The following is a 10,398-nucleotide window of genomic DNA, read 5'->3' on the forward strand; positions in this document are numbered from 1 at the left end:
ACTACTCAAAACAGCAAGAGGGCTTTTCAAATTTTGCTAAAGCACGCAGCAGCGATTTAGAAGAGTGGGGTGGTGAACTACGTTATGATTTTGAGCAAGATAAACACGGTTTGTTGTTGAGTTACAGTCAAGAAAAAGACAAGGCTAACTATGTTGAAAAACTTACTCGAGCACAGTACTACACTGCATTGGGGGATGTGTATACAGCAGCGTTTGAATTACAACACCGCAATGACCACAACTATGGTGAAGACGCCACACATGAAGCATTAATTGCGGCTAAATTGGAGCGTAGTTTTTTTGATGGTCGAGATAAAGGGTATATTATTCAGCAATTAACGGTGGCCAAATCGGGCGATGTGGCAGATGATAACCGTACCACAATTGGTTATAACTCACAAATTACCGACAGTATTAATATTGGTGCGGAAATTTTTGCATCCAATCGAGGCGCTGGAGGGGGTATTCAGGCAGGTTGGGATGTTAATGAGCAGACTAATTTGTATACGAAAGTGTTAAATGATGTGGACTCTACTTCTGGGCGAGGCATTACCACGGTAGTGGGCGGTCGAACCAAAGCGACCAGTGAGCTGGAGCTTTATTCTGAGCGTCAATTCAAAACTAGCAAAATCGATCATACTACTTCAGATGTGTATGGTGTCAGTTATAAACCTACCGAAGCACAATTTATTGAAGGCTCTTACTCGGTTGGGCGTGTAAACAACCGTAATCGTGACCGTACTAGTTTATCGGGTCATGATGAAACGCGTCGTGATGTTTATGCGGCTGGTTACGGCTATAAAAATGATTGGTTCCAAATTCGTAACCGTCTGGAATATCGGATTGATGAAGGTAGTGAACGGATAAGACAATGGGTCACCACCAATAGGGCGAAAACGATTGTCAGCGAAAACTTAAGTTGGTTAGCACAGTTTGATTTTGCAAAAACTTTTGGGAATAAAGACACATCGAATGATGTGGTGAGCAACTATACTGAATCAATGATTGGTTTTGCTTATCGTCCTAAATTAATAAACAATCTGAATTTATTTGGGAAACTGACTTATGTTTACGGGTTAGATCCGGACGATCAGCTGATAGCGAATTCGACCTCATCGAGTGGGAAACGCTATACTTCAAGTTTGTATGACCAAAAGAGCTGGGTGTGGTCGTTAGAAGGGGTTTATGAATGGAATGCAAACTGGGAAACTGCATTTAAAGCAGCCCATAGGCAAGGTCATTTACGCTATAAAAATGAAAGTAACTGGTACTCATCAGGGGCGAGTTTGTATGCGCTGCGTTTAAATTATAAGACAGGCGATTGGGAATATCAGGTAGAGGGTCGTACGTTACGTACCGATTTAGCTGATGACCATAAAGATGGCTTTGTGACGAGTATTTACCGTAATATTGGCGATAATATTAAAATGGGCGTGGGGTATAACTTTACGGATTATAACGACAACTTAACACACTTGAACTATCGTTCACATGGTTGGTTTGTCAATGTAGTAGGGAGTTTCTAATGGACAGTTGGCAAAGCATAGAAATTGGAAAAATTATTCCCCAAGTTAAAAAGAATTTACGCATATCAGGAGAGAAGATAATGCGAACTGAGCATAATGTAGCAGTGGAAATAAATAGAAAGATTTCTGTAAAAAAAGGTTATCGTTATGTGTCTATATTAAAACATTTGACCCAAATTTTGGGTGCATTCATTTTTATGCTTATGGCTGTATCAATAGCAAATGCTACGACAATATCAGGTAAAGTTTACTGGGATTTCGATAATCATCAAAGTTTTAATATGCCATTAAATAATATTATGGTTGAATTAAAAGATGCTTCTGGAAATAGCTTAGCTCAAACAATAACACAAAATGATGGTAGCTATTTGTTCGATAATTTGCAATTAGGGCAATATACGGTTATTGCTAGTACAAGTAATAATGAAAGCATTAATCGAACATTAAATCTTTCCAGTTCAACCGGAGAATTGGGTGTTAACCTTTTTTTACAAGGTATGGGAGGAAGTATCCATTTAAATGTCAAGGATGAAAATAATGTTGGGGTTAAAGATGTTCCGATTACGTTGATTAATAGTGTTTCCACAAATGGGCAGCTAATATTAATAAGTGATGATAATGGTGATATTAAGATCAATAACACATTAAAAGGGTATGCCAATAGTGCTGTATTTGGTCCTATAAACTTAGATACTTCGACATATATTTTATGGGATGTTGTTTTGCCAAATAATTCTCATAGATACCAAGATACTATCGATTTTAGTTCAATGAATGGAGTAGATCAAAGTGGTACCTTTAATATTAAAGCTCTCAATCGCTGGGGTGTTGATGGTATAGTCGCAATCGATCAGAATTATGATAATATCTATTCCGCTGAAAATGATACAGGCGCAATTGGGATGGATGTTGAGCTTTATTATCCCGGTACGACAACAAAAGTTTTAGGCACGAAAACAATTACCACAACGGAAAACGGTAAATTTCGTTTTGAAAAACTAGCGGTGGCAACTTATGATATTAAGGTAACTAATGTAGCTATGCCTTATATTCCAGTAAATGCAATGAGTGCAACAATTACAATCCCCGCTTTAGGAAACCTTAGTAGCCCTGACTTTTTACTTCAAGTTGATCAATCAGATCATTCATTAGCAGGTGTTTTAGGAAATGTATTTGAGCTGGCGTTGAACCAACAGGCACAGCCGGGTGCCGATTCTGGCGTAGAAAATGGAAATACTAAACCTACTAAGGGTAGTAGAGGTTTTTCAACTGATGTCATACTTTATCAACATGATGGTACTTCATGGAAAAAAATTGTGACACAAAGATCTAATAATCAAAACGCGGGATCTTATCAATTTAGAGGCTTGACCAAAGGTAAAGATTATAAAGTTGCAATCATGGAAGACGGAATTGATGTTAATAAATATGTTTTCATCAATGATACTGATGGTAAATCATCTAGTACATCTCCTCAATCAAGGAGCCTCCATAAAGGTAGAGTTACTTTAAGTAATGGTACGCAAGATAATATTGCCGGTAAAGAAATTATTGTTACCAATCTTAATAATACAATAAGTAATCAAAACTTTTGGTTTTCACCAAAATTTAATCAGTCATTAGGCGGAATGATTGTATCGACGACTTTAAAAACTGCTAATAATCATGATAGTTATGCGACGTCGATCAATGGTCTATCTACTAGAACAGCTAGTGCCTATATGAAATTATCTTTTTATGAAGAAGATGGTGTTACTCCATTGGTAGTTGATGGTCAACCTGTTAAGGCAACTTATGAAACCCAAGGTTTTTACGGAACAAGATCGTGGGTTACTGCAAGAACGGATCGTGCAGGGATCTATTACTATTCTCTTGATGACTACGATAATACTAAATTAGATTATGAGTCGCGTTCTAATTTTTTGATCAACATTAGCCCTAATAGCGGTTTTGAAGATGTCATTATTTTCAGAGGAAAAACACCGAATAGTATTTCAGGCTACATTTATTTAAATAATAGTCATAAAGGTACAATAGGCAGTTATAATCCAGAACAAGATACGCCAATTAGTTCAAATCGTGTGGTGTTACAGCGTAAACTTCCATCAGGGAAGTGGAACGATATTACTTATTTTGCAACTGATTCTAATGGTTGGTATAACTTTACTAATTTGCCAGATGGGGAATATAGAGTTATTGCTAAAAAAGAATATGGCAATATAAGTAATATAACGAAAGATGATGTCGATTTTGAAGGTAATGACCAAAATAATACTATCAATAGTGATGGTTCATCGACTATACAAGTTACAATTAGCGGGGGGCAAAACTATAATCGTGATACTAACTTTTGGTATAAACTTAAAGTTAATGACAATATTCTTCGTGGTCAGGTCTACCTAGATACTTATAAAGGTAATGGTGAATTAGAAATTGGTCAAACTTATAATGAAAACGATTTACCGCTTTTCGATGCAGATGTTTTACTTTGCCGTCTAGGTGCTGAATCTGATTGTGTGATAGGAGGACCGCTTTATATTGCACATAAAAGAACTAATGTTGACGGTAGCTATTTATTTACTAGTACCGATGATGGTATTGTTCCAAATACAGAATATAGGGTCAAAGTGATTCGCCATGGTACAACAGCGGTGACGAACTCTACTCAAGGGCTTGCACCTTCTTATATTGTTAAATTCAATCAGAATAGTGTACCAATTACTAAAAACTTTTTAATGCAAGGTAAAGCTGAATTTATTGGTTATCCAGTTAATGATTTAAATGGAGATGTTCAGTATGCCGGCGAAAATACTTATGAAACAGGGCAAGGTAATTTCAAAATCTACTATTACAATGGAAGTAGTTATGTGTTTTGGGGCGATATAGGGACTTACTACCATTCAATTAACCTAAAAATGTTACCTGAAGGAAAATATCGCATTATTCATAATAAAGATTCTAATAAAAATTATATAGATATTGCTGATATGGATCCAAATACAGAACTAGGGACATTTGATTTTGAAGTAAACTCTAGTGGTAATTTTACCCATAATAATCAACCTTCATCTAAGCAGTTGTTTTTACAGGCAATTTCTGTATCGGATAAGTTTAATGAGGTGTTCTCCGGCAAAATTTATCTTGATGTGAGTGGAACTGGGGTGAAGACTGATGCATCGATTGAATTGACTGCAGCTGATTTACAACACCTTAATAGTGGCAATTTATCTGTTGAGGGGATTTTTACACCGCGTATTTATCCTGGCTATTACAATGGATCGTTAAGTAGTATTGAAAGTACGCCTGATTTCATTGATAACCAAGTATCTGCAAATGGAAAATTTGCTTATACCAAAGCGAATTCAACTCGCGGTGGTTTATATGCTACTAATATGATTTTGCACTTGAAAGGACTAAATAGTAGCCAGTTTGAATTAGTGGGTAATAGTAGTGATCCACTACAAAGCTATCTACCAAACCAAATTAGAAACAATCTTGAATACATGCAAGTGTCTAATGTGACAAGTGCGCCAAATCAATATTGGTTAGTCAAACTAAAAAATAATACTGAAATTAGTGGTCAGCTTTATTATGACCTTAACGATGATGGTAAGTTTAATCGCGATGACCAGGATGTAGGACTTTCAGGCATTAAAGTTGCCCTTTATCGTAATAATCAGTTATATAGTTATACTTTAACAGATAATAATGGTCATTATGCTTTTAAAAATCTTTATGATGACAGTTATACCATTAAAGTACCTACACAAAGCGAAGATCAACGTTATGAACTTCGAAGTCCTTCTGATACTTCTCCTGTTATAACTATCAGCCCAAGCAAACCAACTGCTTCAGGTGCTGATTTAGACTTTATTTATAAGAAAAATGGCGATGCAGTTATTGCGGGTTCTGTAATGATTGATATCAATAATAATGGGACTGCTGAATATAGTTATAATAAAACAGGAGATTTACCACTTAAAGATATAAAAGTTAATTTGTATCAAGGTGTTTCAGGTAATTTAAGTTTGTTTGCCTCTGTAAATACGAATGAATTTGGGCGCTTTAGTTTTAACAATCTGCCATTAAATAATAGTTATACAGTTATGCTAGATATGCAAACGTTATCACAAGATTATGGCATAATCGTTAATGCTGATGGCAATACCAACAGTTCGTTAACGCCTATTGTCTTTGATGATAAAGGGCGTACTGAGCAAAATAAATTCTTTTTAATTGCAGGAGGTTCTAATCCTTATCCTGCCGCAGGTAATAATTCTACTTCAGCAATAAAAAGTGGCATATCAGGCGAAACACTCGTTGAGGTAGATGTTAGTACTAATGAACCTATGGCGGGGGTGTTGATAAGCTTAATTGATTCAAATGGTAATGAACTTGTTCGCCAATATAGCGATACAAACGGGAAATATCATTTTTATAATTTGCCAAATGGTAATTATAAAGTCAATGTTCTTGATCCACCGAAGGGCTATACACTTATTAAAAATAGTGATGGTACCACTCAACCAATAGATACACTATCTGGTATCAATTTACAAAGTTCAGGTGTTGAAAATAAAAACTTCTATTATAAAAAGGCAAGTATTGGCGGTATTGAAGGTAAAATCTATGTTGACTTTGCCGATAATAATAGTGATTTTGCTCGGCTAAATCATTTTGCTCATTTATTATCTGATACAACGCCGGCTACAATAGAGTTACATGAAGGATCCGATGGTAACGGTACATTGTTAATGACTCGTACATCCGTTGATGGCGTTTATAGTTTCCCTAATCTAATGTATGGGGATACAGCTCATTATTCTGTAAAAATTATAATGAGTTCTATACCTAATTATGCATTTAAGATGAGTAAAGCTGGTAGCCAACCTAGTGATGTTGTTATTCCAGTTACGCTGCTCACTGAACAAGGATCCTTCGATAATCATTTCATGATTGTCGGTACGCAAGAAATTGGTGGTAATGTTTGGATTGATGCAAATAACAATAATACTAGAGACGTTGATGAAACAATTGATGGTGTTGATGTTACTTTGTCTTATATGGCTCCGGGCAAGAATCAATATGAAGAATTGAAATCTACAACAACAGCAGATATTGCAATTAATGGTGTTAGTACATCACAACATGGTCAGTATTTGTTTGATAAGTTGCCAAAAGGAACAAATTATCAGATCAAGGTAAAAACACCTGAAGCAACTACATTAATACCTGTTAGCCAAGTTGCCGATAATGCGGACACATTTAAGTTTGAGCCTTTAAATCAAAATAGTTTTAATAGCAGTACTGGTTATAAGTATTCCGGTACTATTAAGGGACATGTCTCTATTGATGTGGACTATAGTAAAAATAAAACAGATGTAGATGATCATTTAAAAGGCCTTAAACTTGTCTTGAAAAAAGTAGTAACTACAGCGGTAAGCCAACAAGGAGACATTACTGTAGAAACGGATGCTAATGGTAACTTTAGTGTTGAAAATCTATCAATGGGGCAGTGGATTATTACAACAGCTACCTCACAAAGTAATGTAGCTGATTGGGGTAGTTATAAACTCAGCTATACTGATAATGGTACTGGTGCTGTCGAAGCTGTAACCAATCATCTGGCTTTGAATGTCACACTTTCAACTACTAATCCTTCAGTAAATAATATTGATATTGGATATCGTGGTGATAGTAAAATTACAGGTTATGTCGTCATAGATCGAGATGGTGATCATCGTTATAGTAATGATGATATGGCGTTTAGTGAACTTTCTACACCAATTACTCCAAAATTAATCTTAACTTCTGCAACAAATAGTGTTGGTTTTACTTCAAGAGAAGTTGTGGTGAATTCTGATGGTTCTTTTGAGGTATCAGACTTAAGCCAGCATAAATATAAGTTAACTAGTGTGGTGAACGATACTAATTATAAAATTGTGTTTAGTCCATCAAACTCAACACCAGCATCCGAATCGGCAATATTTGATGTGAGCGGGGCAAATGATACAAGCTATGTTGCTAATCCTGAAACCAGAGCTTTTGGATATGCTATTAACCGTACATTATCTGGCAAGGTTTATTTTGATATTGGTGGGAAAAAAGAGGCAAGTTTATTAAATCCTCCGCTTGATGGTGCAATAGTTAAAGTTGAGAATAAATACAATAACAAGGTGTTAACTTATACTCAAACTGTAGATAGTAATGGTGAATTCTCGTTTTCAAATATTACTGAAGGTGATTGGGTTGTTACCGTGTTACATCCAACTCGTAGAAATTTGGTCTACAGTTACTTTGTTGAAAAATTAGTAACACCTAGCTTAGTTAATAACGGTGAAATTACCTATAGTGTTAATGCAAATACCGATTCAGAGATTAAGTTAGATTTAGGTATGATGGGTAATAGTGTCGTAAGTGGAACGGTTGTTTATGATAATGATAGTAATGAACAACTGACAGCCAATATTGATACAGGTGTAGTTGGGTTAACTATCAATCTCATTGATCCAAATAATGATGCTGTAATTTATGTACAGGTTCAGACTGACTCAAATGGTAAATTTAGTTTTAATAATCTGGCGCAAGGTAATTATAAAATTAGAGTGACCGATCCGTCCAACCATTTAAATGGTTATGCCATTAGTTTTAGCCCTACAGGTAAAGCTTCGACAAACAATGCTTCTGATTCGGTTGTTATTGCTTTTAATAGCGATAATACTCAGTTAGATAATCAAGATTTTGGTTATCGGGGCATTGTTGGCGTTAGCGGTCATATTTATCAGGATATTTTAGGTAAAGGAGAACATAATACCAATTATCCAACTTTAGCGGGAATAACGGTGACTGCAACCAATCAAAGTAATAACATTACGCTTACTGGAATATCCGATGCAAATGGTAATTATTTGATACAGAACTTAACACCTGATACGTGGCAAGTAAAAGTCTCGAATTATCCTCAAGGTTGGCAAAAGAGTTATGTAAATTCTGTTAGTGGCGTTACCTTAAATTCTGATGTGACAAATATTACTATTGCTTCTGGTTCAGCTGTTGGTCAAACAGTTGACTTTGGAGTAAAAGGTAGTGCGAAGATTTTTGGTAAAGTGGTGGTTGATATGGATATCAATGATAATGTTTCATTAAATTATCATGCTGCGCCTATAGATAGACCATTGAGTGATATACCTGTTTTACTTAAAGCAACAGGAATAGCAGGGAGCTCTGAGATTAGAACAACAACAGATAACACAGGTCATTATGAATTTGATAATTTAACTGCATATCATGATTATCAAATTACTATTGATGATCAAACGTTAGGATCAAGTTATCAACTCAGCTTTAGCCCTGCTATGATAAGTGGTGGGCAGCCAAGTAATAGTGATCAAGTAACATTAATAGCTGTTGATCAACAAGTTAGTGATCTCGATTATGGATATATCAGTCAACGATCATTAAAAGGCACTATCTATAAAGATTATTCTGGTAAAGGTGTACATCAGGCTTATCATTCCACCTTAGATGGTGTGGTAATAGAAGCGCAAAATGTGAATAATCCTAATATTCGGTTAACAGCAATAAGTGGTCTTAATGGTCAGTATACAATTAACAATATTGCGGACGGCAAGTGGAAGATAACGGTTAAATTGCCTTCGAATCCAGATTATGTTTATAGTTATGTTGTTCAACCACAAGGCAGTTCTATTACACCTATAACTGATGGAGCAGAAATAGAAATCAGTCAATCTTCTTCACTGATTACTAACGTTGATTTTGGTCTGAAAGGTCAAGCAAGTATTAGTGGACAAGTTGTTATTGATATGGATAGTAGTGATGGTAATGCCATTGTTGCTCAAGATATCGGTATTGATATGTTATTTCCTCATTATTCAGTTGAGCTGTTTGTTGGGGATGATTTAATCGATACAGTTGAAGTGGTAAGTACTGGAACTGATGTTAGTGAATTAGGCAACTATAAGTTCAATAATTTGGCATCAGAAGTTTTCTATACTGTGAAAGTTAGCGTTCCGGATGTTAACTATATTAGTAGTTTTATGTTAACTGATAGTAATATCGTTCCAACAACTAGCCAAACTGATAATGAAATGAAAGAAACTTATACATTTGCTAGTGCAACGGCTAACATTGAGAATGCAAGTTTTGCTTGGGGCGGTACTAGTGGTATAAAAGGTAAGGTGTTTTTAGATAAAGATGATGACGGTGTTTATAATTCTTCTATAGATTCACCGATCAATGAACTTATCACATTAACGTTTGAAAATGTGAATAACCCAGCTATCCATTTTAGCTATACAATGGTGTCTGGTACTGTGGAATATGATATTACTAATATTATCCCAGGTAAGTGGAATATCGTTGTCAGTGGTGTACCGACTACCTTAACGGCAAGTTTTGACCCGGATGATGCGCATCATAATGCTGATGGCTCGTTAAAAACACCACAAACAGTGGATATGGCAACTGTGGAAGTAGTAGGTAATTTAACTGACCAAAACTTTGGTTATATCAATGGTGGAGTTATCGAAGGTAAGTTAGTTGAAGACAGTGCTGGCACAGGCTTAATAGGGCTGGCTAACTATCCAGGGTTATCGGGAGTAAATGTCTATTTATTAGATAGCAATGAAAAACATGTTATGGATAAAGCGGGCAAACCGATGTTATCAACAACTGATAATGAAGGTAAGTTCAGTTTCCGTAACTTAGCGATAGGTAGCCATGACGGCAACAGCATCACCCATAATATTCGGGTTCTTTACGGTGAATATAATGATGGTGTTGTTAGTTCAGATAGCAACAGTCCGTTATATGAAAAAGTTCCATTCTTTGAAAAGTATACGGATATCGGCGG

Annotated in this window: 2 protein-coding genes; both read left to right on the plus strand. The window is 35.7% G+C overall.

Annotated elements, in window-relative coordinates:
• A partial coding sequence (locus A9G36_RS10075; RefSeq protein WP_176701000.1) for a hypothetical protein occupies positions 1 to 1,526 on the plus strand: 1,526 nt, incomplete at its 5' end.
• Positions 1,526 to 10,398, plus strand: an 8,873-nt coding sequence (locus A9G36_RS00370; protein ID WP_141670592.1) for an SdrD B-like domain-containing protein, incomplete at its 3' end; no start/stop codon positions are given. The genes A9G36_RS10075 and A9G36_RS00370, both read left to right, overlap by 1 nt.

It is taken from the genome of Gilliamella sp. Choc6-1, assembly GCF_001690385.1.
In the GTDB taxonomy this organism is placed as follows: domain Bacteria; phylum Pseudomonadota; class Gammaproteobacteria; order Enterobacterales; family Orbaceae; genus Gilliamella; species Gilliamella apicola_A.